19 protein-coding genes are annotated in these 26,412 nt (G+C 65.0%); 4 read left to right on the forward strand and 15 right to left on the reverse strand.

Features of this window, described 5'->3' with window-relative positions:
• The first annotated feature begins 276 nt into the window (after positions 1 to 276).
• The 4 genes from I6F31_RS25220 (at position 277) to I6F31_RS25235 (ending at position 6,397) form a co-directional block, all read left to right on the forward strand.
• Complete coding sequence (locus I6F31_RS25220; protein WP_036005739.1) at positions 277 to 1,272, forward strand: nitronate monooxygenase family protein; 996 nt, start codon at positions 277 to 279, stop codon at positions 1,270 to 1,272.
• A 25-nt stretch (positions 1,273 to 1,297) separates the two neighbouring features.
• Complete coding sequence (locus I6F31_RS25225) at positions 1,298 to 2,269, forward strand: zinc-binding dehydrogenase (RefSeq protein ID WP_225186290.1); 972 nt, start codon at positions 1,298 to 1,300, stop codon at positions 2,267 to 2,269.
• Positions 2,270 to 2,477: 208 nt separating this feature from the next.
• A complete protein-coding gene (locus tag I6F31_RS25230; RefSeq protein WP_036005745.1) occupies positions 2,478 to 3,851 on the forward strand; it encodes a cation-efflux pump in 1,374 nt (457 codons plus the stop codon).
• Positions 3,852 to 4,066: 215 nt separating this feature from the next.
• Positions 4,067 to 6,397, forward strand: coding sequence for a PAS domain-containing sensor histidine kinase (locus I6F31_RS25235; RefSeq protein ID WP_036005929.1), 2,331 nt, complete (start codon positions 4,067 to 4,069; stop codon positions 6,395 to 6,397).
• Between the two features lie 227 nt (positions 6,398 to 6,624).
• Here I6F31_RS25235 and I6F31_RS25240 read toward each other — a convergent pair whose 3' ends face one another.
• The 15 genes from I6F31_RS25240 to ccmE all read right to left on the reverse strand — a co-directional run bounded on the left by I6F31_RS25240 (position 6,625) and on the right by ccmE (position 26,408).
• Positions 6,625 to 7,518: a LysR family transcriptional regulator gene (locus I6F31_RS25240; RefSeq protein WP_036005748.1), complete on the reverse strand. Its 894-nt coding sequence runs from the start codon at positions 7,516 to 7,518 to the stop codon at positions 6,625 to 6,627.
• A 186-nt stretch (positions 7,519 to 7,704) separates the two neighbouring features.
• Positions 7,705 to 10,674 (reverse strand): bifunctional [glutamine synthetase] adenylyltransferase/[glutamine synthetase]-adenylyl-L-tyrosine phosphorylase, encoded by a 2,970-nt coding sequence (locus I6F31_RS25245; RefSeq protein WP_225186291.1) that lies wholly within the window; start codon positions 10,672 to 10,674, stop codon positions 7,705 to 7,707.
• Positions 10,671 to 12,131, reverse strand: coding sequence for an ATP-binding protein (locus I6F31_RS25250; RefSeq protein WP_225145984.1), 1,461 nt, complete (start codon positions 12,129 to 12,131; stop codon positions 10,671 to 10,673). The genes I6F31_RS25245 and I6F31_RS25250 overlap by 4 nt, the downstream gene beginning before the upstream one ends.
• Positions 12,132 to 12,497: 366 nt before the next feature.
• Complete coding sequence (locus tag I6F31_RS25255; RefSeq protein ID WP_036005758.1) at positions 12,498 to 13,193, reverse strand: ABC transporter ATP-binding protein; 696 nt, start codon at positions 13,191 to 13,193, stop codon at positions 12,498 to 12,500.
• The gene (locus I6F31_RS25260; protein ID WP_036005761.1) at positions 13,193 to 13,942 is read right to left on the reverse strand and encodes an ABC transporter ATP-binding protein; all 750 of its coding nucleotides are present in this window, start codon (positions 13,940 to 13,942) and stop codon (positions 13,193 to 13,195) included. The genes I6F31_RS25255 and I6F31_RS25260 overlap by 1 nt, the downstream gene beginning before the upstream one ends.
• Positions 13,939 to 15,243 carry a branched-chain amino acid ABC transporter permease gene (locus I6F31_RS25265; RefSeq protein WP_225111756.1) on the reverse strand — a complete coding sequence of 435 codons (1,305 nt, stop codon included), beginning with the start codon at positions 15,241 to 15,243 and terminating at the stop codon, positions 13,939 to 13,941. The genes I6F31_RS25260 and I6F31_RS25265 overlap by 4 nt, the downstream gene beginning before the upstream one ends.
• Positions 15,240 to 16,187, reverse strand: coding sequence for a branched-chain amino acid ABC transporter permease (locus I6F31_RS25270; protein WP_036005767.1), 948 nt, complete (start codon positions 16,185 to 16,187; stop codon positions 15,240 to 15,242). The genes I6F31_RS25265 and I6F31_RS25270 overlap by 4 nt, the downstream gene beginning before the upstream one ends.
• Before the next feature lie 114 nt (positions 16,188 to 16,301).
• Positions 16,302 to 17,534, reverse strand: a complete 1,233-nt coding sequence (locus tag I6F31_RS25275; RefSeq protein ID WP_225145985.1) for a branched-chain amino acid ABC transporter substrate-binding protein — start codon at positions 17,532 to 17,534, stop codon at positions 16,302 to 16,304.
• Between the two features lie 275 nt (positions 17,535 to 17,809).
• The gene (locus tag I6F31_RS25280; protein ID WP_225145986.1) at positions 17,810 to 19,036 is read right to left on the reverse strand and encodes a TetR family transcriptional regulator; all 1,227 of its coding nucleotides are present in this window, start codon (positions 19,034 to 19,036) and stop codon (positions 17,810 to 17,812) included.
• A 181-nt stretch (positions 19,037 to 19,217) separates the two neighbouring features.
• Positions 19,218 to 19,898, reverse strand: a complete 681-nt coding sequence (locus I6F31_RS25285) for a response regulator transcription factor (RefSeq protein ID WP_057027240.1) — start codon at positions 19,896 to 19,898, stop codon at positions 19,218 to 19,220.
• Between the two features lie 276 nt (positions 19,899 to 20,174).
• Positions 20,175 to 21,755 (reverse strand): Do family serine endopeptidase, encoded by a 1,581-nt coding sequence (locus I6F31_RS25290; protein WP_036035199.1) that lies wholly within the window; start codon positions 21,753 to 21,755, stop codon positions 20,175 to 20,177.
• Positions 21,756 to 21,976: 221 nt separating this feature from the next.
• Positions 21,977 to 23,320, reverse strand: a complete 1,344-nt coding sequence (locus I6F31_RS25295; RefSeq protein ID WP_225186292.1) for a HAMP domain-containing methyl-accepting chemotaxis protein — start codon at positions 23,318 to 23,320, stop codon at positions 21,977 to 21,979.
• A 112-nt stretch (positions 23,321 to 23,432) separates the two neighbouring features.
• The gene (locus tag I6F31_RS25300) at positions 23,433 to 23,915 is read right to left on the reverse strand and encodes a cytochrome c-type biogenesis protein (protein ID WP_225186293.1); all 483 of its coding nucleotides are present in this window, start codon (positions 23,913 to 23,915) and stop codon (positions 23,433 to 23,435) included.
• 4 nt (positions 23,916 to 23,919) lie between these two features.
• Positions 23,920 to 25,902 (reverse strand): heme lyase CcmF/NrfE family subunit, encoded by a 1,983-nt coding sequence (locus I6F31_RS25305; protein ID WP_225186294.1) that lies wholly within the window; start codon positions 25,900 to 25,902, stop codon positions 23,920 to 23,922.
• Positions 25,899 to 26,408 carry a cytochrome c maturation protein CcmE gene (gene ccmE, locus I6F31_RS25310; RefSeq protein ID WP_036005786.1) on the reverse strand — a complete coding sequence of 170 codons (510 nt, stop codon included), beginning with the start codon at positions 26,406 to 26,408 and terminating at the stop codon, positions 25,899 to 25,901. The genes I6F31_RS25305 and ccmE overlap by 4 nt, the downstream gene beginning before the upstream one ends.
• Positions 26,409 to 26,412: the final 4 nt, after the last annotated feature.

Below are 26,412 nucleotides of genomic sequence, written 5' to 3' on the forward strand. Positions count from 1 at the left end.
GCGGGCAATCCAGTATTCCAGAGACTGCGAGGGTAGAGCCGAGAGGTCGCGGCGTACTGGATACCCCGCCTTCGCGGGGTATGACGGCGGAGTTTGAGGAAAGAGCTTGCCCTCATGAGGCAGCAGCGCACCCCAATTATCCGCCCCGCGGAATCTCCTCGCCTTCCGCATGGTCGCCCCGCCGGGCGGCGCAATAGACTTTTCCCACCCCCAGCGGCATCCTGCCGCCATCAACCGAGAACAAAGCGCCACGCGGGGCGCGGGGGGAAACAGATCATGTTGCAGACACGGTTCACCAAGCTCGTCGGCGTCCAGCACCCGATCGTTCAGGGCGGCATGCAATGGGTCGGACGCGCCGAGCTGGTCGCCGCGGTCGCCAATGCCGGCGCGCTCGGCTTCATCACCGCGCTGACCCAGCCGACGCCGGAGGACCTGACCAAGGAGATCGCGCGCTGCCGCGACCTCACGGACAAGCCGTTCGGCGTCAACCTCACCATCCTGCCGGCGATCAAGCCGCCGCCCTATGCCGAATACCGCGCCGCGATCATCGAGAGCGGCATCAAGGTGGTCGAGACCGCCGGCAACAAGCCGCAGGAGCATGTCGACGAGTTCAGGAAGCACGGCGTCAAGGTCGTGCACAAATGCACCAGCGTCCGCCACGCGCTCTCGGCCGAGCGGATGGGCGTCGACGCCATCTCGATCGACGGCTTCGAATGCGCCGGCCATCCCGGCGAGGACGACACGCCCGGCCTGATCCTGATCCCGGCCGCCGCCGACAAGATCAAGATTCCGATGATCGCCTCGGGCGGCTTTGCCGATGGCCGCGGCCTGGTCGCGGCGCTGGCGCTGGGAGCCGAGGGCATCAACATGGGCACCCGTTTCATGGCCACCAAGGAGAGCCCGATCCATCAGCTCATCAAGGAGAAGATCGTCGCCAATGACGAGCGCGAGACCGAGCTGATCTTCCGCACCATGCGCAACACCTCGCGCGTGGCCAAGAACGCGGTCTCGACCAAGGTCGTCGCGATGGAGAAGGAAGGCGCCAAGTTCGAGGACATCCGCGAGCTCGTCGCCGGTGCCCGCGGCAAGATGGTCTATGCCACCGGCAATTCCGACGAAGGCATCTGGTCGGCCGGCCAGGTGCAGGGCCTGATCCAGGACATCCCGAGCTGTGCCGAGCTCGTCTCCCGCATCGTGCGCGAGGCGGAGGCGATCATTCGCAGCCGGCTCGAGGGGATGATCGTTCAGTCACAACGCGAAGCGGCGGAATAATCACTGCAAGACGTGAGAGTATTGCATGAAAGCCTACGTCTACGGCCCTGAAGGCGCGGGGATTTCCGACGTCGCTCAACCAAAGCCCAAAGGCACGCAGGTGCTCGTCCGCGTTCGCGCCTGCGGCCTCAACCGCGCCGACACCGGCATGCGCAAGGGCCACGCCCATGGCGCGGCCGGCGGCGTCGGCACCGTGCTGGGCATGGAATGGGCCGGTGAGGTCGCCGAGCTCGGGCCCGATGCGAAGGGCGTGAAGATCGGCGACCGCATCATGGGATCGGGCGGCGCGGCGTTCGCCGAATATACGCTGGCCGATCACGGCCGGCTGTTTCACGCGCCCTCGAACATGAATTTCGAGGAGGCCGCCACCCTCCCCGTCGCGCTCGCGACCATGCACAACGCCGTCGTCACGATCGGCGGGGTGCAGGCTGGCCAGAGCGTGCTGGTCCAGGGTGCGAGCTCCGGCGTCGGGCTGATGGCAATGCAGATCGCCCGGCTCAAGGGCGCGAAGCTGGTGATCGGCTCGTCCACCGACGCGTATCGCCGCGGCCGGCTGAAGGAGTATGGCGCCGACCTCGCCGTCGACAGCTCCGATCCGAAATGGGTCGACGAGGCGCTGAAGGCGACGAACGGCGAAGGCGTCGACCTCGTCGTCGACCAGGTCTCGGGCAAGGTCGCCAACCAGAACCTCGCCGCGACGAAGATCAAGGGCCGCATCGTCAATGTCGGCCGCCTCGGCGGCACCCATGCTGACTTCAATTTCGACCTGCACGCGGCCCGCCGCATCGACTATGTCGGCGTCACCTTCCGTACCCGTACCATCGAGGAGGTCCGCGAGATCTTTGCCGAGGTCCGCAGGGACATCTGGGGCGCGGTGGAATCGCGCAAGCTGCAACTGCCGATCGACAAGGTGTTCGCGTTCGACGACATCGACAAGGCGTTCGAGCACATGGAAGCGAACAAGCATCTGGGGAAGATCGTGGTGACGGTGCCGTAGGGCGCCGGCAGCGGCCCGGTAGGGTGGGCAAAGCGAAGCGTGCCCACGATCTGCATCCATCGCGGACGAATGGTGGGCACGGCGCTAACGCGCCTTTGCCCACCCTACGGGGCCGGAGCAAGGCGTAGACCGCTCCTGCAACTCACTAGCGACTACATCCTGTGGATCATCGCTTGATGTCCCACACGGGGCTGCTAAATCCCCGCCCATGACCTCCCAGCATGACAAAACCTCGGTCGCGGCCATCTCGATCTTCGCCAGCGGCGGCATGGCGGCGGCCAAGTTCGCGGTCGGGATCGCGATCGGCTCGCTGGCGCTGATCTCGGAAGCCCTGCATTCCCTGATCGACCTGGTTGCGACCATCATCACCTGGGCGGTGGTGCGGGTGTCCGACAAGCCCGCCGACGAGGAGCACCATTACGGCCACGGCAAGCTGGAAAGCATCTCCGCGCTCGGCGTCACCGCCCTGCTCTACGTGCTGGCCGGGGGCATCCTGGTCGAGGCCTATAGCCGGCTGCGCGAGGGAACCCCGCCGCCGACCATCTCGGCCGTGCCGTTCGTGGTGCTGGTGATCGATATCGCCGTCAATCTCTGGCGCGCCCGCGCCCTGCACCATGCCGCGCGGGAGACCAGAAGCCAGGCCTTGGCGGCCGACGCGCTGCATTTCGCCTCGGACGTGATGGGCTCCTGCGCCGTGATCGTGGGCCTGATCCTGGCTGGGCTCGGCTTCTGGTGGGGCGACACCGCGGCGGCCGCAGCGGTTGCCGTGATGATCGCAGCGCTCGGCCTGCGCATGGCCGGCTCGACCGTGCAGACGCTGGTCGATCGCGCTCCCGAAGGCGCGCAGGAGAAGGCCAAAGCGGCGATCCGCAGCGTGCCCGGCGTGATCGACGTCGAACGCTTGCGCGTGCGCATGGTCGGAGCGACCACGTTCATCGACACTATCGCGAAGGTGCCGCGGACCTATCCGATCGATCGGGTCGAGGACATCAAGCGCAACGCGCAGGCCGCCGTCGCCAAGGCTTTCGGCGATGCCGACCTTACCTTCGCCGCAGTGCCCGTCGCGCGCGACAACGAGACCGTGCGCGACCGCATCATGGTGATCGCGCGCAATTCCGCCCTCGCCGTCCACCACGTCACGGTGCACGATCTCGGCGTCAAGCTGATCGTCAGCATCGACCTCGAGGTCGATGCCAACATGCAGCTCGAGGCCGCGCACGACATCGCCAACACGCTGGAGCGCAACATCCAGGAGGAGTTCGGCGAGGACGTCGAGGTCGACGTTCACATCGAGCCGCTGGAACCGGAACTTCCGTTCGGGGTCGATGCCACGCCGGACCGGGTGCGGACCATCGCCGCCGCGCTGACGGAATATGCCGCCGGCAGCGAGATCCACGACATCCACAATGTGCGGGTCCGCAACACCGACGCCGGCGAGATCGTCAACTTCCACTGCCGCGCAACACCGTCGATGAGCGTGATCAAGGTGCACGAGCATGTCGACGCGATCGAGCGTGCGTTGCGGCGCGCGTTCCCGAGCGTGAAGCGCGTCATCAGCCACGCCGAGCCGCCGCGGGCGTGATGAAGAATGCGCGGCGAGTCACACGTTCTCGTTTCGGACTCGTTGCACCCGTGCCTTTGCGGACGCGCGACGCACAAACTGCGTGTTGGATAAGAATAATTTCGCGTTAACGATTCGTTGACTCTCGACAGCTCGCGAAAACTGGATTCAAATCGGTGTGATTCGGAAGTGACGTGGGGCTGCTTCCGGAACTCGTTTTTCAGGGGGCCGAAGGCATGTCGCGTGCAGACGCCGCGAACGCGTGCGTCCAATCCGATTCGATCAAGGGATTGGCGCAATCGATCGCGAAACCTGCCTATCATCGGCTGTTGATCGCGGAGCCGGCGCTGCGTCGCGCCGTGCCGACGCTCATCATCGCCTTCCTGATCACGATCTGCCTCGGTGCCTTCGTGCAGGTGGTCGATCAAACGCGCCAGAAGCGGCTGGTGATCCGACACGACATTTCGGCGCTCGCCGACCTGCTCGCCGAGCGCATCGACCGCCTCACTTCGGTTCGCCAGGAGCGGCTCAAGACCATCGAGGGCCTGCCGACGCTGCTGCCTGATCTCATTCCGTCCTGGGCCACGGCCTCGGGCCGGCACGTCATCGTCACCTCCGCCGGCATCGACCGCCGCATCCTCGCGCGCATCCCGGCCGACAGCGACCCGATCGGCAACGACCGCCTGCTCGATGCGATCACGACCGCGCAGCTGGTCGCGGCGCCGCCACGCGACGCCAACGTCTCCGACCTGACGCTGCCGAGCGGCAACGCGGCGATGGCGACCTCGCGGCAGATCAAGTCACTGCCCGGCTTCGTCACCGTGATCCAGGAGCGCAACGAGCCGATCTGGGGCTCGGACGCCGCGCTTTCGGTGACGCTGTCGGCGACCACGGGCTTCGTCGTCCTGATCCTGGGCTTCGCCTTCCACTGGCAGTCGACCCGCGCCCGCGAAGGCGATCTCATCAACGACGCGGTGCGCGGCCGCATCGACACCGCGCTCAACCGCGGCCGCTGCGGGCTGTGGGACTGGGACCTGTCGCGCGGCCGGATCTTCTGGTCGCAGTCGATGTTCTCGATCCTCGGTCTCGACGGCCGTCACGAACTCCTCACCTTCGGAGAGGTCAATGCGCTGGTGAAGTCCGACGACATCGACCTGTTCGCGATCGCCGACCAGCTCATCTCCGAGAAGATCGACCATATCGACCAGACCTTCCGCATGCAGCATGTCGACGGCCACTGGATCTGGCTCCGCGTCCGCTGCGAGAAGACGCGCGGGGCGACCGATTCCAGCGTCCACCTGATCGGGATCGCGGTCGACATCACCGAGCAGAAGAGCCTCGCCGAAAAGACCGTGGAAGCCGACCTCCGCCTGCGCGACGCGATCGAGACCATTCCGGAGGCCTTCGTGCTGTGGGATGCGAGCGACCGCCTGGTGCTCTGCAACTCGCACTTCCAGCGCCTGCACAAGCTGCCCGACACCGCGGTCATCCCCGGCACCTCCTACGAGACCGTGCTCGAGGTCGGCCGCATGCCGGAGGTGCGCACCCGCCACAACGAGACCGCGGCCCAGGGCCCGGGCGCACGCACCTTCGAGGCGCAGCTCGATGACGGCAGCTGGCTGCACATCAGCGAGCGCCGCACCAAGGACGGCGGCTACGTCTCGGTCGGCACCGACATCACCCGCATCAAGGAGCACGAGCAGAAGCTGGTCGACAACGATCTGCGCCTGCGCGCCACCGTCATCGACCTCAAGCGCTCGCAGGCCGCGCTGGAGCGTCAGGCGGTCGAGCTCGCCGACCTCGCCGAAAAGTACCAGCGCGAGAAGACCCGCGCCGAGGAAGCCAACCAGACCAAGTCGAAATTCCTCGCCAATATGAGCCACGAGCTGCGCACGCCGCTCAATGCCATCATCGGCTTCTCCGAGATCATGGGCTCGGGCATGTTCGGCGAGCTCGGCAGCGAGAAGTACCAGGAATATTGCCAGGACATCCTGACCAGCGGCCATTATCTGCTCGAGGTCATCAACGACATCCTCGACATGTCCAAGATCGAGGCCGGCCGCATGAAGCTCGACATGGAAGAGCTCGACCTCGCGCAGACGCTCGCCGAATCCTTGCGGGTCGTCACCGGCCGTGCGCAGGACAAGCACCTGACGCTCGATGCCGACATCGCGAAATCCATCTCGGTCGTCGCCGACCGCCGCGCCACGAAGCAGATCATCGTCAACCTGCTTTCCAACGCGGTGAAGTTCACGCCCGACGGCGGACGCGTCGTGGTACGCAGCCGGCAGCTCGACGACAGGATCGTGCTGATGATCGCCGACACCGGCATCGGCATCGCACCGCATTCGCTGGCGCGGCTCGGGCGCCCCTTCGAGCAGGTCGAGAGCCAGCTCACCAAGACCTATCACGGCTCGGGCCTCGGCCTTGCCATCGCCCGCTCACTGGCGCAGCTCCACGGCGGCTCGATGCGCCTGCGCTCGAAGATCGACGTCGGCACCGTCGTGCGCGTGACCCTGCCGCGGGATGCGGTGAAGGCGGGATCGGGGATATCGGCTGCGGCTTAAAACCGCGAGCAACGATCGAGTCAGTTTCGATCTGGGATGCCCTTTTCCCCTTGTGGGAGAAGGTGGCGCGAAGCGCCGGATGAGGGGTGTCTATCCACGCGCAATACTTTCGGGAGGAGAGATACCCCTCACCCGTCTCGCCGCTACGCGGCGAGCCACCCTCTCCCACAAGGGGAGAGGGGAAGAAGAGCTCTCGGTTCACTCGGCTCAGCCAAAAGACCTTCCGCTTACGATTGCAGCGTCGGCGCGACTTCGCGCGCGACGTTGACCAGAGCCGCGATCAGTGGCGTCATGGGATCGCGCTGCGGGATCACCAGGCCGATGCTGTAATTGACTTCGGGGTCGACGATCGGGATCGACCGCACGGTGTCGGACAGGCCGAGTGTCTCGGCGAGCTTGGCCGGCATCACGCTGGCCCAGCGCCCGGTCTTGACGTGCGTGAACAGCACCAGCAGCGAGTTCGAGGTCAGCGTCGGCGTCGCCTCCGCGCCGACCGATCGCAATGCGCGGTCGATGATGCGGCGGTTCTGCATGTCTGGCGTCAAGAGGCACAGCGGCACCTGCCCGACCTCGGTCCAGGTCACCGTCTCGCGATCGCCGAACATGGCGTCCGGCGCGGTGAGCAGGCGATAGCTCTCGTTGTAGAGCGGGATGGTGCGCACCTTGCCGATCGGCTCGTTCTCGATATAGGTCAGCCCCGCATCGACCTCGAGATTTTCCAAGAGCCCCAGCACCTCGGACGAGGTGGTGGACTGGATGCGGAAGCGCACCTCCGGATGCTTGGCACGGAACGGCGTCGTCAGCGCGGCGACCATGCCGAGCACGGTCGGGACCGCCGCGATCCGGATCTCGCCGGAGAGCTGATGCTTCAGCCCGTTGATCTCGTCGCGCATTGCGCGGGCATCGCCGACGATCCGCCGCGCCCAGTCCAGCGCCCGCTCGCCTTCGGGGGTAAATCCCTGAAAGCGCGAGCCGCGCTGGACCAGCATCACGCCGAGAATCTCCTCGAGCTGCTTGAGCCCGGTCGACATCGTCGGTTGCGTCACGCCGCAGGCCTCGGCCGCGCGTCCGAAATGCCGCTCCTTCGCCAGCGCCAGCAATAGTTCAAGCTTGTCGATCAACCGGCCGTCCCCTCGGATTCCATCGTGGCACGCAAGCTAGCACGCCGGGCCTGCACCAACACGCAAAAACCCGCAGCCGACCCAACTTTCATGACCAATCCGTATCGATGGATTGCGGTTGCAAATCGATCGGAATCCGCAATCGCAGCTTCTGAGCGATGAGCTCGGTCACCGCGCTGAAGCAGGCTATGACCCTTCCAGCAGCGCCCTGAACACGCGCCGCACCTCGCTCTGGGTCTCCTTCACCCGCGCCTCCAGTGAGGAGAAGTCCGGCGCGTCGCCGGCGCGCGCCATGACGCGCTGCAGGTCGGTGCCGGCGGTATCAGGCTTGAAGCGCTCGCTGACGCAGAGACGCAGGATCTGCGTGAGGTCGTGATAGAGCCGCGCCGCGGCCCGCAAAATCTCCGTCTCGGATTGCGCGAGCACGCCGATCCTGCAGGCATTCTCCAGCACCTGCATGGTGCTGACGTCGAGAATCTCGGGCTTGTCGTGCGCGTGCACGAGCTGGAGATACTGCGCGATGAAGTCGATATCGACCATGCCGCCGGCGGCATGCTTGAGATCCCAGCAATCGGCCTCGCCCTTCTCCTGCGCGATCGCGCGCCGCATGTCGGCGACGTCGTTGGCGGTGATGGCGGGATCGCGGCGGCGGGTCAGGACATCGCGGATGACGCGCTCGATCCGTTCCCGGAATTCGGGCGAAGCCGAGACCACGCGCGCACGCGTCAATGCCATGTGCTCCCAGGTCCAGGCTTCGTTCGCCTGGTAGTCCGCGAACGAGACGAGGCTCGAAGCCACCGGACCTGCGCGTCCCGAGGGCCGCAGCCGCATGTCGATCTCGTAGAGCACGCCGTAATTGGTGCGGGTCGTGAAGGCGCTGATCAGGCGCTGGGTGAAACGGGCGAAATAGTGTGCGCCGTGAAGCGATTTCACCCCGTCGGAGTCCGGATGGTCGCCGTCGAAATCATAGAGCAGGATCAGGTCGAGATCGGACGAGGCCGTCATCTCGCGGCTGCCGAGCCGGCCCATCGCGACGATCGCGGTCTCCTGACCCTTGATGCGGCCGTGCTGGGCGGCGAAGCGATCGGCGACGAGACCGTGCACGGTGTGGACGATTCCCTCCGCGACGTCGGCGAAGGCCGTGCTCGCCTGCTGCGCCGAGACGGTGCCGGAGAGGATGCGTGTGCCGATCAGGAACAGGCTCTCCTGCCCGAACAGGCGCAGGCGATCGAGGAACTCCTCGTATGAGCCGGCGTCCTGCACGGTGGTCGCGAGCCGCCCCGACATTTCCTGCCTGTCGGGCATGGCGCCGAAGAAGCGCGGATCGATCAGGCCGTCCATCAGCTGAGGCTGCCGCGCCAGCATGTCGCCGAGCCGCGGCGCGGCTCCCAGCACCAGCGCCACCAGCGCGACGAGATCGCGGTTCTGGCCGAGCAGCGTGATCAGCCGGCCGCCGCGCTGCAGCGCGCCGAGGAAATGATCGAACGAAACGACGGCGCGATCCGGCTCTTCGGCATGGGCAAGGCCGTCGATCAAGGCCGGCACGAACTCGACGAAGGCGCTTCGCGTCGCCTCAACGCGGAAGACGCGATAGTCGCCGGTGATCCAGTCGCGCACCGTCTGCGCGACCGCGGCGGGCTTCTTGAAGCCGAGCGTCGCGAGGTGCTGCAGCAGGCGCGGATCATCGGGGCCCGCACCGTAGTCGAGCGCCGGCAGCCTCGCCGTGCCGGTGGGGTCATCGCCCTCGAACAGTTTTTCGTAATGGCCCTGGACGATCTGGAGCTGGCGCAAGAGGTCGCGCGCAAAGGCCTCCCGAGTCCGATAGCCGAAGAACCACGCAAAGCGCTCGACCGCTTGCTTGTCCTCCGGCAGCGTGTGGGTTTGCTCGTCGGCGATCATCTGCAGGCGATGCTCGACACGGCGCAGGAATTCGTAGGCGGTCGCCAGCTCGTCACGCGCCGCCACAGTGATCCAGTTGCTGGCGGCGAGCACGTCAAGCGCCCGCAGTGTCGGCCGCACTCGCAATTCCGGATGGCGGCCGCCGGCAATCAATTGCTGGGTCTGCGCGAAGAATTCGATCTCGCGAATGCCGCCGCGTCCGACCTTGACGTTGTGGCCCTCGACCGCAACCTCGCTCTGGCCGCGATAGGTCTGCATCTGCCGCTTCATGTCGTGTACGTCGGCAAGTGCGGCAAAGTCGAGATGCTTGCGCCAGACGAACGGCCCGATCTCGGCGAGCAATGCCTCGCCCGCTTTTGAATCGCCGGCACAGGTCCGCGCCTTGATCATCGCGGCGCGCTCCCAGGTGCGCCCTTCCCGCTCGTAATAGTTCAGCGCGGCGTCCCGCGAGATCGCCACCTGCGTCGAGGACGGATCGGGCCGCAGCCGCAAATCGACGCGGAAGACGTAACCATCATAGGTGCGCTGCTGCAGGATGCGCGCCATGCCTTGCGTCACGCGGACGAAGAACGGCTGCGGCTCGATATCGGGCGCGAGGGTCGTCGCATCGGGATCGAAGAACACGATGAGATCGATATCGCTGGAATAGTTCAGCTCGCCCGCACCCATCTTGCCCATCGCGAGCACGATCAGCCCGCAGCCCTCTTCGGGTGCCTCGGGATTGGGCGGTGAGAGCTTGCCGCGTGCGGCTTCCTGCCGCAGCAGATATTGCAGCGCCGCCTGCACCGAGGACACCGCGACATCGGTCAGCGCCGCCGTCACCCGCATCACCGGCCAGACACCGCCGATGTCGCACAGCGCGATCAGGAGCGCAGCCTCAGCCTTCATGCGGCGGAGCAGCCGCATCACCTCGGCCTCCTCCGAAGCCGCGAGCACCGCGCTGCGCGCCTCCGCGATCAGCGCCGTCAGATGCGCATCCGGATCGCATTCGAGCAGCCGGATCAGGCGCAAGGCATCGGCGCGCACCAGGTCGAACAGATAGGGCGAGAATTCCGCAATCCCGGTCAGTATCTCGCGGGCGAAGGGATGGCCGAGATGCGTTTCAAGACGGGCCGATTGCGCCGGCTCGAGCTCGGCCAGCCAGCTTTCGAAACGGCGTTCGTCGGTTGCGGAAGCGGCAATATGGGGAGCCTCCGCGAAGCGTGCGGCCAGCCTCTCACCATGCTTGTCCGCGTTTCCCGGCGCGGAGTGGTTCATGCCACCTTCTGTGGCACATCCGGTGTTGGCGGAGCAACCCTGTCGCCGGCGCCCGCGCGCGCCGGCAGCACGAGCGTGGCGACGAGGCCGGGATGGGCATCGCCCAAGCGCAATTCGCCGCCGTGCAACGTCGCCACCGCCGAGGCGAGGCTGAGGCCGAGGCCCGAGCCCGGCAGCGTGCGGCTGGCCTCCAGCCGCACGAATCGCTCGATGACGTGCTTGCGGTCGGCTTCGGGGATGCCGGGGCCGCGATCGGTGACGCTGAGCAGCACCTGGTCGCCGTCGCGCCTCGCCTCGATCGTGATTTGCCTCGCGTCCATGCTGACCACGGTTCCCGCTGGCTGTGCCGCGGGCTGGCCGTATTTGATCGCGTTCTCGACAAGATTGGCGAGCGCCTGGCTGATCAGCTCGCGATTGGCATGAACCGGCGTCGGCTCGCACTTGACCTTCAGGGTCATGCCGTCGTCCTCGGCGAGCGGCTCGTAGAGCTCGTGGATGCCCTCCGCGACCTCTGCGGCGTCGAAGTCGTCCATGTTGCCGCGCGCCTGTCCGGATTCCGCGCGCGCGATCATCAGCAGCGCGTTGAAGGTCCGGATCAGCCCGTCGGACTCCTCGATGGTCCGCTCCAGCGCGGCGCGATAATCCGCCTCGCAGCCCGATCTCGCCAGCGCCTCCTCGGCGCGATTGCGCAGCCGTGTCAGCGGCGTCTTGAGGTCGTGGGCGATGTTGTCGGAAACCTCCTTCAGTCCCGCCATCAGCGCCTCGATCCGCTCCAGCATGGCGTTCAGGTTCTCGGCGAGGCGATCGATCTCGTCGCCGCTGCGCCCTACGGGCAGGCGCTCGCTGAGATCGCCGGTCATGATCCGCTGCGCCGTGCCGGTCATCGCGTCGATGCGCCTCAGCACCCGCCGCGCGACGAAGATGCCGCCGCCGAGGCCGAGCACGACGACGATCAGGACCGAAAATTGCGCCGCCTTGGCGACGATGCCGAACAGGCGCCGCCGCTCGGCCAAGTCGCGGCCGATCAGAAGCCGGAAGCCGTTCTCCAATTCGGTGACGCGAACGAGCGCGCGATGATCGCGGTCATCGCTGTCCTCGATCCGCCGGTAGGCTGTCTCCGACCAGCCGCGCGTCGCCATAACGCCCGGCGCCAGCGAGCCGACATTGCCGGCGATCGCCTGGCCCGTCGGCGTGGTCACGAGATAGAGATTGGCGCCTGGCCGCAGCGCCCGATACTCGATCGTGCGCACGAGACCGACTAGGCCGCGGCGGTCGTAGATCTCGTTGATCTCCGAGGTCTCGGCATTGACGGTCTGCGTGATCTCCTCGGTGATCAGCCGCCGCGTATTCCAGGCGAAATAGGCCAGCAGCGAGGCCGCGAACATCGCGAACAGCAGCAGATAGACCAGCGTCAGCCGGAACGCCGTGGTGCGGACGAGTTTACCGAATGCCGTCACGGATCATGTACCCAGTTTCAACCACGCGCCTGCATCACGAGCATCGACACTCACGTATTTCGCTTTGTTTACAATAACATAGCCTTTAGATTGTCGCACCTGCGCCTAGGTCCCTTGTGGAACGAGCAACGCGAAAGGCATTCGTGACCACACGTGATAGGCGCACGCGGAACGTTAAAGGGGCACTCGATCGGAACCAAGTTAAATCCCCGCAAGCTCGGGCCATGCGGACACCGGACGGAGCCTGCGGGAGCAGTGATCCGCTGTGGGCCTCCCCTTCCGACCACGCTGAGGAACATCAGCCGTTACGGGCGGACGTCCTTGTCGAGGGCATCGCGCCATTGCGGTCGAACCCGCCGGCTTCCCTCACACTTCCAGCCATTGCGCGCGAACGTCGCTGTTTGATTTCAGTTGCTCGGGCGTACCTTCGAAGACCACACGACCGTGCCCCATGACGTAGACGCGGTTGGAGATCTTCATCGCAATCGACAGCTTCTGCTCGACGAGCAAAATTGCGACGCCGGCCTGCGCAATGCGGGCGATGAGATCGCCGACCTGCTGCACGATCAAGGGCGCAAGACCTTCGGTCGGCTCGTCGATCATGATGAGATCGGGGTCGCCCATCAGGGTCCGGCACGTCGTGAGCATCTGCTTCTCGCCGCCTGACAGCACCCCCGCAGGCGTATCTGCCCGCGCGGCAAGATTCGGAAACATGTCGAGCATGTCCTGAAGCTGCCATTTGCCGGGACGCCGCGTATCCTTGATGCCGAGGAGCAGATTCTGGCGGACCGTCAGCCCCGGAAAGATGTCCCGATGCTCCGGCACATAGCCGAGACCGAGGCGCGCGATCCTGTAGCTCGGCAGCCCCGCGATGTCCTTGCCTTTGAAGCGGATCGTGCCTTGCGGCGCAACCTCGCCCATGATCGCCTTGACAGTGGTCGAACGTCCGACGCCGTTGCGGCCGAGCAGGCTGACGACCTCGCCTGCCGCAACGTCGAGATCGACGCCCTGGAGAATGTGGCTCTTGCCGTAATAGGCGTGCAGGTCCCTGACCTCCAGCATCAGTGCGCCTCCTCGCCGAGATAGGCTTCCTTAACTTTCGGGTCCCGCCTGATCTCCTCCGGCGTGCCGGAAGCAATGATGTGGCCGTAGACCAGCACGGAAATGCGGTCGGCCAGGCCGAACACAACGCTCATGTCGTGTTCGACGATGACCAGGGTCTTGCCCTCGGTCAGGCGCCGGATCAGCGACACCGCGCGGTCGGTCTCGGCGTGGCTCATGCCCGCCGTCGGTTCGTCCAGCAGCACGACGGTCGCGCCGCTGGCGATGGTGATGCCGATCTCGAGTTCGCGCTGCTCCGCGTAGGTCAACAAGCCGGCCGGAACATCGCGCCGATGCGTCAGATGGATGTCGTCGAGGATTTGCGCCGTGCGCTCGCGCACCTCCGGCAGGCTATCGACGTTCTTCCAGAAGGCGTAACGGTGCCCCGTCGCCCACAGCACGGCACAGCGGACGTTCTCCCAGACCGACATGCGCGCGAATACGTTGGTGACCTGGAACGACCGCGACAGGCCGCGCCGGTTGATCTCGAACGGCCTGAGGCCGGAGATCACATCGCCGTTCAGTCTCACCTCGCCCGAGGTCGGCTTGATGTGGCCACTGATGAGATTGAACGTCGTCGATTTCCCGGCACCGTTCGGACCGATGATGGCGTGACGCTCACCTTGCGCGACGCTGAGATTGAGATCGCGGATGATGCCGACATTGCCAAAGCGCTTCTCAACGGCGCGGACTTCGATCGCTGCCGTCATGCCAAGTACCCCCGATCGCGCGCGACCGTCGCCGCGCGGTCCCATGCCTCGGCGACGCGCCGCCAGCTCAGGCGCGCGACGAAGAAGCCGCCGATGAGGAGGACCGCCGCGCTCGCCCACGTCAGCGGCGACGCCGGACTGAAGGCAACGCCGAACAGGTTGATCGGATTGCCCTGACCGCTATGCGTGCGCGCGATCGATTCGATCGTCAGGATCACACCGCAAGCCAGTGCCAAGGTCGGCACCGCCGCGATCAGATAGGAAGGGATCACCGTCGGCAGAGTTCCGGCGCGAACCAGCGGCCGGTGCATCATGACCAGCCCGGCGATGCCGCCGGGGGACAGCATCACGATGCCGATGAAGATAATGCCGAAATAGAGCTGCCACACGCCGGTGACGCTGGTCAGCCCGAGCTGAAGATAGGTCACGAGGATTGCACCCAGGATGGGTCCGAAGAAGTACGCGACGCCGCCAATGAAGGTCGAGAACAGCACGAGGCCGGATTGGATCGCGCCGAGATAGGCGGCGTTGGCGATCTCGAAGTTGATCGCGGCCAGGCCCCCTGCCACGCCAGCGAAGAAGCCGGCAAAACAGAAGGCGATGTAGCGCACCACGTGCGGATCATAACCGATGAACTGGACGCGCTCGGGGTTGTCCCGCACCGCATTGCTGATTCGCCCCAGCGGGGTCCGCGTCAGCGCATACATCGCGACGGCCGAGATCACCAGCCAGAACGCGATGAGGTAATAGACCTGAAGCTGCGGGCCGAAACTCAAGCCGAAGATCTTCGGCAAAGCCGTGCGGTCGGTCGATATTCCGGACTCGCCGCCGAACACCGAACGCAGGATCAGCGAGGACGACGCCACCAGTTCGGCAATGCCGAGCGAGATCATCGAGAACACGGTACCAGCCCGCTTGGTCATCAGCCAGCCGATGATGATCGCGAAAACGAGGCCGCCGAGTCCACCGAACAGCGGTATGAACGGCAGCGGGATTGGCCAGCCGTGCGAGACCACTGCATTCATCATGTGGCACGCTGCGAAGCCGCCGAGGCCGTAATGCACCGCATGGCCGAACGACAAGAGGCCGGTCTGGCCGAGCAGGATGTTGTAGGACAGCGCGAACACGATCGCGATGCCGATCAGGCTGAAGGACGTCAGCGAGCCGCCGGAGGAGAAGATCAGCGGCAGCACGATCAGCACGGCGATGCCGGCAAGCCATATGCCGTAGAAGCGCAGGCCGTCGCCGGCCGGCTTCCCTGCGATTGTCGATGTCGGCGTCGATGTCGTTTTGGCGTTCATGTCTCGCGCGTCCCCATCAGGCCCATGGGGCGTACGATCAGAATGATCACCAGCAGCAGGTAGGGTACGATCGGCGCCACCTGGGCAATGGTGACGTTCCAGATGTCGGTGAGCACGGACGGCCCTGCCGACGGATCGAGCGGACCGAAGGCGCTCGCCAACGAACCGTTCAGCGCCACCGCGAAGGTCTGTATCAGGCCGATCACCAGCGAGGCGATGAAGGCGCCCGGCAAGGAGCCGAGGCCGCCAAACACGATGACGACGAACAGGATCGGTCCCAGCGCCGCGGCCATGTCGGACTGCGTCACCAGCGCCGGACCGGCGATCACGCCGGCAATTCCCGCCAGCGCGCTGCCGACGCCGAACACCAGCATGAATATGCGTCCGACATTGTGACCGAGATGCCCCACCATATGAGGATGCGTCAGCGCGGCCTGAACGATCAGGCCCACCCTCGTGCGCTTGAGCACCATCAGCAACACGATGAATATCAGGATCGACACGGCCAGCATGAAAATCTTGTAGGCGGGATAATTCGTCGAGAAGATCGTGAAGGCCGGAAAGTCGAGCAGCGCCGGCACGCGGTAATCGACGGGGCTCCTGCCCCACATCATCGCCACGATTTCTTCGATCGCGAACGCAAGACCGAAGGTCAGGAGCAACTCCGCCACATGGCCGTGCTTGTGCGTATTGCGCAGGCCGTAGCGCTCGACCGCCATGCCGATCGCGCCGACCAGCAGCGGAGCCAGCAGCAGGGCCGGCCAGAAGCCAATCCATTTGGTGAGCTGGAAACCGAAGAAGGCGCCGAGCATGTAAAAGCTGGCATGGGCGAAGTTGAGCACGCCCATCATGCTGAAGATGACGGTCAGGCCGCTCGACAGCAGGAACAGCAGCATGCCGAACAGCAGACCGTTCAGCGTCGATATAACGATCAGTTCAAGCACAGTAATCACACCTCTGGCCGGGACAGAAACGGCCCCGGCGAAGTCGGTCCGGATGCGAGCAGCAACCTTCCCGCGAGCCGCTGTCGGCTGCGGGAAGGCAAAGCTATTCCAGGCTTACGGCCGGGTCATCTTGCAGGTTGTGGGAACCATCGTCTTGGATGTGTCGATCTTGGAAACCAGATGCCATCCCCAGCCGGTGCCTTCCTCGTCGAACGGCTCGTCTGCAGCGAGCTTGCCGAAGGAGGAGATGTAGATCGGCTGGAAGAACTGGTGATCGTCCTTGCGCATGACGCCCTCACCGCCATCCAGCACCTCGAACTTGAGATCCTCGAGGGCAGCCGCGACCCTCACCGGGTCGAGCGAGTTGGCCTTCTCGGCCGCGGCCTTGAACATGCGCATCTCGTTGACGGCGCGCGGATACCAAAGCGACATGTTGACCTTGGCACGGAAGGTCTTTTCGAAGTCCATCGCCGGCTGGTGGCCGGAATTGGCAAAGCCCTCGGTGATCTGGAAGACCTGATGGTCGAGACCGGTCTGCTTGATTGCGGTCGGACCACCAGCGCCGCCGGCATAGTAGGTGTACCAATTGACCTTCAGGCCGGCGTCCGCCGCGGCTTTGAGCAGCAGTGCGATGTCCTGGCCCCAGTTGCCGGTCACGACGCTATCGGCGCCCGAAGCCTTGATCTTGGCGATATAAGGCGAGAAGTCGGTGATCTTCAACAGCGGATGCAGTTCGTCACCGACGATTTGGATGTCGGGCCGCTTGGCGCCCAGCATCTTGCGCGCATCCGCACGCACCGACTGGCCGAAGGAGTAGTCCTGGTTGATCAGGTACACCTTCTTGATCGCGGGGACGTCCTTCATGTAGCTGGTGAGCGCTTCCATCTTGATGTCGGAGCTCGCATCCCAGCGAAAATGCCAGTAGCTGCACTTTTCGTTGGTCAGGCTCGGATCTACGGCGGCATAGTTGAAGTAGAGCACTTCCTTGCCGGGATTGCGCGTGTTGTTCTTGGTAACGAAGTCGGACAGCGCTGCGGCGACCGACGAGCCGTTGCCTTGCGTGATGAAGCGGGCGCCGGCATCGATGGCCTTCTGCGCCTGCACCAGGCTTTCCTGCGGGTTGGTCTTGTTGTCGAGAGGCAGAATCTCGATCTTGCGGCCCAATATGCCGCCCTTGGCGTTGATCTCGTCAGCCAGATACTGGAACGTCTTCAAGCCGCCTTCACCGATGCTGGCGCCACCGCCGGACAGCGGATCGATGTAGCCGAACTTGATTGTTTCCTGCGCGAATGCCGCTCCTCCGAGCATCGTCAGCGCTGCCGCCGCAGCAATTGCGAGCTTGTGCATCCTGGCCTTCTCCCTTTTGTATGTTCTTGTCCTTGGCGATCGAAGCTGACTCACAACGTCGGTCGCGCCCACTCTTCGCTACTCCAATATTGAATACTGTGTAAAGTTTTGGTGCAAGAAGTAATTGCGGCCTCAACGTGAAGATTGCCGCGCGCCGTCCGGAATATTGAATTCACAGGCAACTTTTGGGATCAAAGCCGCGCTCAATCTGCGGCTGTCATCAAGTCCGAACGGGAAAGGATGAAGAGCGCGATCAGGGTCTCAGATTGGTTGCTTTATACCACTGCCCGACGGGGCTTGAGCCCCAAAAGGAACAGCCGCGAAAAATAATCGGCAATCTGCATCGGAGACCAGCTCCGCTCGTCCCTGAACCAGATCGGGTACCAGTGGCCCATTCCAGTCAGAACGCGTTCGGCGAAGTAAGTGTCGACGCTGCGGAAGTATCCCTCGTCGATCCAACACTGGTGGTTTCTCTGGTCCTGCTGGATCGTTGCGAGCACCTGTCTGACATAGTGCTTGCGGTCAACGTCGTTGAGATAGTTGATGTTGTGGTAGGTCGCCTTCGGGCCGCAAGGGGTATCGTGCAGCATCAACAACAGGCGGACTCTCTGGACGACGTAATCGAACGCCCCGAGCCTCAGGTCCTGCAAATATTCTCGAATCCCGATCTCACCGGCCAGACCTCTTCGCAGGCAAGCCAGCAAGAGGCGCTCCTTCTCGCTGAAATGATAATAGATGCCGGCGCGGGTCATGCCTGCCTCCGCCGCGATGCTCTCGAGCGACGTACCGGACGCGCCCCTTCGATTGAAACTGTCCGAAGCAATCGAGAGCATCCTGTCCAGCTTCGCGGCGCGCTTGTTCAATTTCGAGCGGGACTGGAGAAATGGTGCCAGGCTCGGCGCTTCAGGCATGTCCGGTAAGGCAATCTCACGCCGATACACCCCGTGCGTGATGATGTCGTCAATGGCATCAATCGCCTGCTGGCGCGAATAATAGTCGCGCTCGGAGAACCAGAACGGAACCCAATCCAGGATGGAGATGAGGGCGACGGCCGTAAGGAGCGGCTCCTCGCAGGCAATCGAGCCGTCGGCAATGCCACGCTTCAGAAAGTCGGCGAGCAGCGCGGCATTCTGCCAGCGCCTGGCATGCACGTCTTTGCTGTAAGACGCAGCCAGTGCATCGATGTCGGAGAACAGGATCATGCGCTGGCCTTCAGGCCGCAGCCGGGCTCTTATGAAGCGCCTGACGATTTCGAGCCCGTCTATCCCGGGTTCGGCCGCCGTCTCGATTTCGTGCCTGTAGATCGCAAGACCGCGCAGGTAGCAGTGAAAGATCAGGTCTTCCTTGTCGCGGAAGTAGTGGTACAGCGCTCCCGGCACCGATCGAACCGATGCTGCGACCTGCTCCATCGTCACATTCGCATAGCTATGGCGGGCAAACAGCTTGGAAGCCGACACGAGGATCTCTTCAGCTCGGTCGGACGGGAAGGCGGCGACTTGCAAGCTTGAATATCCTTCCTGATCGTGGACGGATTCACCCCGGTGAAACGTCCACTACCACACGTCGGATATTCTTGCCATCGGACGAGGCGTTAGGCCAGTATCGCCCGCAACCCTCGGACGGCGGTGCAAATGAAGACGCAGCCGATGATTGCAGGCGCGCCGTAGATCGACGCCGAACGCCCTATCTCATGCCGTCACGGATCATGTATCCGGCGCCGCGGATCGTGTGCAGCAGCGGGCGCTCGAAGCCCTTGTCGATCTTGGAGCGCAGCCGCGAGATGTGCACGTCGATGACGTTGGTCTGCGGATCGAAATGATAGTCCCAGACGTTCTCCAGCAGCATGGTGCGCGTCACCACCTGGCCGGCGTGCTTCATCAAATATTCGAGCAGGCGAAATTCGCGCGGCTGCAGCGTCAGCTCGTCCTTGCCGCGGGCGACGCGATGCGAGAGCCGGTCGAGCTCGAGATCGCCGACGCGATAAAGCGTCTCCTCGGCGGGACCGCCGCGGCGGCGCGACAGCACTTCGACGCGGGCCAGCAGCTCGGCGAAGGAATAGGGCTTCGGCAGATAATCGTCGCCGCCGGCGCGCAGACCCTTGATGCGGTCATCGACCTGCCCGAGCGCGGAGAGAATCAGCACCGGCGTCGTATTGCCGTTGTCGCGCAATGCGCCGATCAGCGACAGGCCGTCGCGCTTGGGCAGCATGCGGTCGACCACCAGCACGTCGTATTCGCCATTCTCGGCCATGGCGAGGCCTTCCTCGCCGTCGGCGGCGTGGTCGGCGATGTGTCCGACTTCGCGAAACGCCTTGGCGAGGTAATCGGCGGATTCACGGTCGTCTTCGATGATGAGGAGGCGCATCGTGCGTTCGGCGGCGGTCAAGGAGGTCAACCTTCTCTAAACATGGCGCGAGCGGCGACCGCATGCAAGCCGAGCAGGAGAGGCTCGAAGCGGGGAAAAAGGCGGGCGGTGAAGCTGGGGGGACCTCACCGCCCTAGGCCTTCCGACGGAGGGGGGCGTAATTCCACCGGAAGGTAGATGAGGGAAGCCAGCGTTGCGCTGCTTCCCAGAAGGGCACCGGCGGCGGGGGCGACTGATGCCGGCGGTACCCTTCATCTCGTGGGCCTCCTGAAGGCCTCAGCCCTTGGCGATGGGCACCGCGACGAAGCGCGACTGGCCGCCGCTCTTCACGCGCATCAGGACGCTGTTCTTGTTGTCGGTCCGCGCCGCATTGATGGCGTCGCGGACTTCGCCGGCGGTCGCCACGCTCTTGCCGCCGACCTCGAGGATCACGTCGCCTTCCTTGAAGCCGCGTTCGGCCGCCGCGCTCTTCGGATCGACCTCGGTGACCACGACGCCTTCCTTGCCGGCACCGGCCACGGAATTGGCCGGCGCAACGGTCATGCCGAGCTTCGGCACGTCGGTGCCCTTGCTGGCGCCCTTGCCGCTGTCCTTGTCGGTATCGGCCTTGGCCTCGACCGTATTCGGCAACTGGCCGAGGGTGAGATTGACGATCTTGTCCTGGCCCTTGTGCAGCACGTTGAGCTTCACGGACGCGCCGGGCGCCATGCCGCCGATCGTGCGGGCGAGCTCGCGGGCATCCTTGACGGGGTCGCCGTTGACCGCGGTGATCACGTCGCCGGACTCGATGCCGGCCTTCGCGGCCGGACCGTTGGCCTGCGGCTCCGCCACCAGCGCGCCTTCGGCCTTCTTCATGCCGAGGCTGTCGGCGATGTCGGAGGTGACGGGCTGGATCTGGACGCCGATCCAGCCGCGGCTGACCGAGCCCTTGTCCTTGAGCTGCGCAACCACGCTCTTGACGGTGTTGGCCGGGATCGAGAACGCGATGCCGACGCTGCCGCCGGAGGGCGAGTAGATCGCGGTGTTGACGCCCATCACCTCGCCGTTGGTGTCGAAGGCCGGACCGCCGGAATTACCCTTGTTCACGGGCGCGTCGATCTGGATGAAATCGTCATACGGGCCGTTGCCGATGTCGCGGCCGCTCGCCGAGACGATGCCCGCGGTCACGGTGCCGCCGAGACCGAAGGGATTGCCGACCGCGAGCACCCAGTCGCCGATCCGCGGTTTGCTGTCGGCGAGCTTGGCGAACGGGAAGTTCGTGCTGCCTTCGACCTTGATCAGCGCGAGGTCGGTGCGCTGGTCGGTGCCGATCACCTTGGCGGTGTAGGTCTTGCCGTCGTCGGTGGTAACCTCGACCTTGTCGGCGCCATCGACCACGTGGTTGTTGGTCACGGCATAGCCGTCAGCCGAGATGAAAAAGCCGGAGCCCTGCCCCTGCACGACGCGGCCACGGCCGCCCTTCAGGCCGGGGGGCAAACCATCCGGACCACCGAAGCGGCGGAAGAAGCGCTCCATCGGCGAGCCCGGCTGGAACGGCGAGGAGGAATCGTCGCCGTCGTCATTGCTGGCGGTCTTCTCCTTCATGTTGACCTTCACCGAGATCACCGAAGGCTTCACGCGCTCGACCACGTCGGCGAAGCCGACCGGACGCTCGACCTTGCGGACCTCGTTGTTGACCTGCGCATGCGCCGGGCTGGAGAACAGGTCGGCCGGCGAGGTCGACGGGCTGAAGCCATAGACGGCCGCGCCGAGACCGGCGACGACCGAAGCCATCAGCGCGAGCTTGCGCGCGGAAAACACCGACCGGCGCGGCTGCCGGTAGGACGGGAGGTTCGAAAGGTCGATACGATCGTTCATGCGGAAATCTCCAGAGCCCTGAATTCCTGTTGGTGCCGGATGCCGGCACCTTGCGGACCTGAAGATGGGGACTCCCGCCTTACCGCGCGCTGGCGGCGGGGTTAAACTTTCGTAATGATGGTCGGGGCCGATGCGGCAGTTTAGCACAGGCCAAAAATCGTGGCCTTACAGGAACTTAATCGAGTTCCCCCGACCACGCGCCAAGCGCGAATTCTGGCCCCTCAGCTCGCCCTGACACTGACGATGAACTCGTCGACTTCGCGCTTCAAGGTCTCGGCCTGCCGCGACAGATCGACGGCCGAATCCCTGGCTTCGGCCGCCATGCGGCCGGTCTCGGCCGAGGTGGAGGTGATCTGGACGATATGGTTGGAGACGTCGAGGGTTCCGCGCGCGGCGTCCTGGGCGCTGCGCGTGATCTCCTGGGTGGCGTTGCGCTGCTGGGCGGTGTCGACCTCGATGCCCGACATGATCGACGAGATCTCCGACAGCGTCCTGGAAATGCCGTCGATCGCGCCGCGGGTCTCCGCGGTGATGCCCTGAATGCTGGCGACCTGCGAGGTGATCTCCTCCGTCGCCTTACTGGTCTGATGCGCCAGGTTCTTCACTTCCGAGGCGACCACCGCAAACCCCTTGCCCGCTTCGCCGGCCCGTGCCGCCTCGATGGTGGCGTTGAGCGCCAGGAGATTGGTCTGCGATGCGATCGCCTGGACGAGCTGGACGACCTCGCCGATCTTTTCGGCGGCATCCGACAGCGTGTGAATGGTATCGCGGCTTTTCTCCGCCTGGCTTGCAGCGCCTTCGGCGCGCTGGGTCGCGTCCGTGACGCGGCGGCTGATCGTGCCGATCGAGTTCGTCATCGCCTCGGCAGACCCCGCAACCGTCTGCACGCTGGCGCTGGCCTGGCTCGCCGCGCTCGCGACCGCATTGGCCTTGGTGCTGGTGTCGTTGGCGGTCCGCGACAGCGTCTCCGCGTTGGTCTTCAGATGCACGGCCGATGACGCCACGCTGGCGACGACACTGGCGACGAGATCGTTGAAGCGCTTGATCCTGTTATCGAGGAATTTCGACCGCTCGGCCTGGTGCTGCGCTTCATGCAGCTGCTGCTCGGAGAGGCGGCGCCGCTCAATGCCGTTGGTCTTGAACACCTCCAGCGCACCGGCGAGCAGGCCGATCTCGTTGGTGCGGCCGAGCCCCGGAACAGATGTCTCGAACTTCTGGTCGGCAACCTGGCGCATGGCATGCACGATGGCCGCGAGGGGATTGAGGATGCCGTTGCGCACGGCGAACCAGGTGGTGAAGCAGATCGCGAAAGCGACGACGGCGATCACGCCGCAGGCGACCAGGAAATAAGAAAACGCGGTCTGCGCCTGCTGGTAGATCTGCATGGCATGGTCGCGCGCCGGGCCGCTCAGCGCGGCGAAGTTCGAGGACAGGCTGGTGATCTCGTTGTTGAGATAGAGGACCGCGATGAAGCCGGTGCCGCCGCCGATGCCAAGCAGGAACAATAACGCAGCGACGACGGCGCCGACCAGGAAGCGGATCGTCAGATTGCTGTTCGCGAACATCGGGGGACTCAGGAGCTGGAATCAAATCTCGCGACAAGCTTCCAGACAAAGGTCAATTTAGCATGAACCATGCAGCCGTTGCCGCGCACTGCGTGGCACGACGTAGACGGCTTCAGGGCGAATTGGGTTCGTCCGACATCAAGGCCGCGAGCCGTGCCTTCTCGTCGGGCGTGAGCGGCGGTGCTGGTACGTCCACACCACTTCGCGAGCGGCGGCGGATTTGCAGCCACAGCGCCAGGCCGCCGCCGATCAGCAGCACCGGCCCGAGCAGCCACAGCAGCAGGGTCTGCAGCTCGAAGCGCGGCTTGAGCAGCACGAACTCGCCGTACCGCGCCACCAGGAAATCGAGCACCTGCGAATTGCTGTCGCCGGCCGCGATGCGCTCGCGCACCAGCAGTCTGAGATCGCGTGCCAGCGGCGCATCGGAATCGTCGATCGACTGATTCTGGCAAACCATGCAGCGAAGCTCGCGCGACAATTCGCGCGCGCGCGATTCCTTCACCGGATCCGGCATGATCTCGTCGGGCTGCACGGCGTGGGCCGCCGGCAAAGCCAGCAACACCAACGCGATGAACGCGGCCATCATCCGGCGCATCGGGTCATTCCGCGGGCTGGAGGCGCTGCTTGGCCCGCGCCGGCTTCGGCGCGCCGACCCGCAGACGGCGGTCGGAGAGTGAGAGCACGCCGCCGAACGCCATCAGCACCGGTCCCCACCAGATCAGGAGAACCAGCGGCTTGTGATAGATGCGCACGGCGATGGCGCCTTCGGCGGTGGCGTCGCCGAGCGAGACGTAAAGCTGGCTCGCGCCGCTGGTCAACAGCGCGGCCTCCGTCGTCGAGGAGCCGCGGGTGGTGAAGCTGCGCTTGGACGGCGTCATCACCGTGACCGCCTCGCCATCGCGGCTGATCTTGAACTCTGCGATCATCTCGCGGTAGTTCGGGCCCTGGCGTTGAAACAGCCCGTCGAGCTTCAGATCGTAGCCGGCGACATGGGCAGTCTCGTTCGGTTTCATGGTCGCGATGTATTCGCTGTTCCAGGTGGTCTCGCAGACGATCCCGATCAGCGCAACGCCGAGGCCGGCATGTGCGAACGCGGTGCCCCAGGCCGAGCGCGGCAGGCCGCGCGCCCGGTGCAGCACCGTTGCGAACGGCAGGCGCACCAGGCCCGTCCGTTCGACGAGGTCGGTGACCGCGCCGGCGATGACGAAGACGCCGAGCCCGATCGCGAGCGGTGCCAGCGCGCTGCCGCCCCGCACCCAGGCCCAGACGATGGCGACCACGACCAGCCCGGCAACGCCGGCCGCGAGCAGGCGCTGCATCACGCCGAGCAGGTCGCCGCGCTTCCACGCCAGCATCGGCCCGAACGGCACCGCGAGCAGCAGCAGCGCGAACAGCGGCGCGAAGCTCAGATTGTAGAAGGGTGCGCCGACCGACATCTTGAAATCGGCGAGCATCTCCATCGCGAGCGGATAAAGCGTGCCGAACAGCACCACGGCGCAAGCCACCGTGAGCAGCAGATTGTTCAGCACCAGCGCGCCCTCGCGCGAGATCGGTGCGAACAGGCCGCCCTGCTTCAGCGAGGCGGCGCGGCCCGCGAACAGCGACAGGCTGCCGCCGATGAACAGGCACAGGATCAAGAGGATGAACACGCCGCGGGTCGGATCGGTGGCGAAGGCGTGCACCGAGGTGATGACGCCCGAGCGCACCAGAAAGGTGCCGAGCAGCGACAGCGAGAAGGTCAGGATCGAGAGCAGGATGGTCCAGACCTTCAGCGCGTTGCGCTTCTCCATCACCAGCGCCGAATGCAATAGCGCGGTGCCGGCGAGCCAGGGCATCAGCGAAGCGTTCTCCACCGGATCCCAGAACCACCAGCCGCCCCAGCCGAGCTCGTAATAGGCCCAATACGAGCCCATGGCGATGCCGAGGGTCAGGAAGATCCAGGCGACCAGCGTCCAGGGCCGCACCCAGCGCGCCCAGGCCGCATCGATCCGTCCCTCCATCAGCGCCGCGATCGCGAAGGAGAACGAGATCGAGAAGCCGACATAGCCGAGATAGAGCATCGGCGGGTGCACGGCGAGACCGATGTCCTGGAGCACGGGATTGAGATCGCGTCCCTCGATCGGGGGGCTCGCGATGCGCAGGAACGGGTTCGATGTCATCAGGATGAAGAGGTAGAACGCGCTGGCGACCCAGGCCTGCACAGCCAGCACATGCGCGCGCAGCGAGAGCGGCAGATTATTGCCGAAGCTGGCGACCAAGCCGCCGAACAGCGCGAGGATCAACACCCACAGCAGCATCGAGCCTTCATGGTTTCCCCACACGCCGGTAATCTTGTAGAGCAGCGGCTTCATCGAGTGGGAATTCTCGTAGACGTTGGCGACGGAGAAATCCGAGTTCACGTGCAGCATCACCAGCGCGGTGAACGAGGCGCCGACGAACAGCAGCTGCGCGAGCGCGGTGGAGCGCGCCACGTTCATCAGGGCGGCGTCGCCAAGGCGCGCACCGACCAGCGGCACGACGGACTGGATCAGTGCGAGGGCGAGCGCCAGCACCAGCGCGTAATGTCCTGATTCCGCGATCACCGCACCGCTCCCTGCGGATTGCCCTGGGCGGTCGTCGCCGCGGGTTTGGCAGCGCCAGAAGCTTGGGCGCCGTAATCGTCCTTCCAGTGCCCCTGCTTCTTCAGGGCATCGGCGACGTCCTTGGGCATGTAGGTCTCGTCGTGCTTGGCAAGGACGGTATCGGCCTTGAACACGCCGTTGGCATCGAGTGCGCCTTCCGCCACGACGCCCTGCCCTTCGCGAAATAGGTCGGGCAGAATGCCTTTGAAGGCGACCGGCAGCTTGGCGTTGCCGTCGGCGACCTCGAACGTCACCGCGAGATTGTCGCCGCGCTGGAGCGAGCCGGGCTGCACCAAGCCGCCGAGGCGAAACCGCTTGCCGGGCTCGACATGCTTCTCGGCGACCATGGTCGGGGTCGAGAAGAACACGATGGAGTCGCGCAGCGCGTTGAGCACCAGCGCGGCGGCGAGCGCGAGCACGGCGAGCGATCCGCCGATGATGGTCATACGTCGCTGCTTGCGCGTCATGGCG

The organism is Bradyrhizobium sp. NBAIM01, from assembly GCF_020194115.1.
Classification (GTDB): domain Bacteria; phylum Pseudomonadota; class Alphaproteobacteria; order Rhizobiales; family Xanthobacteraceae; genus Bradyrhizobium; species Bradyrhizobium yuanmingense.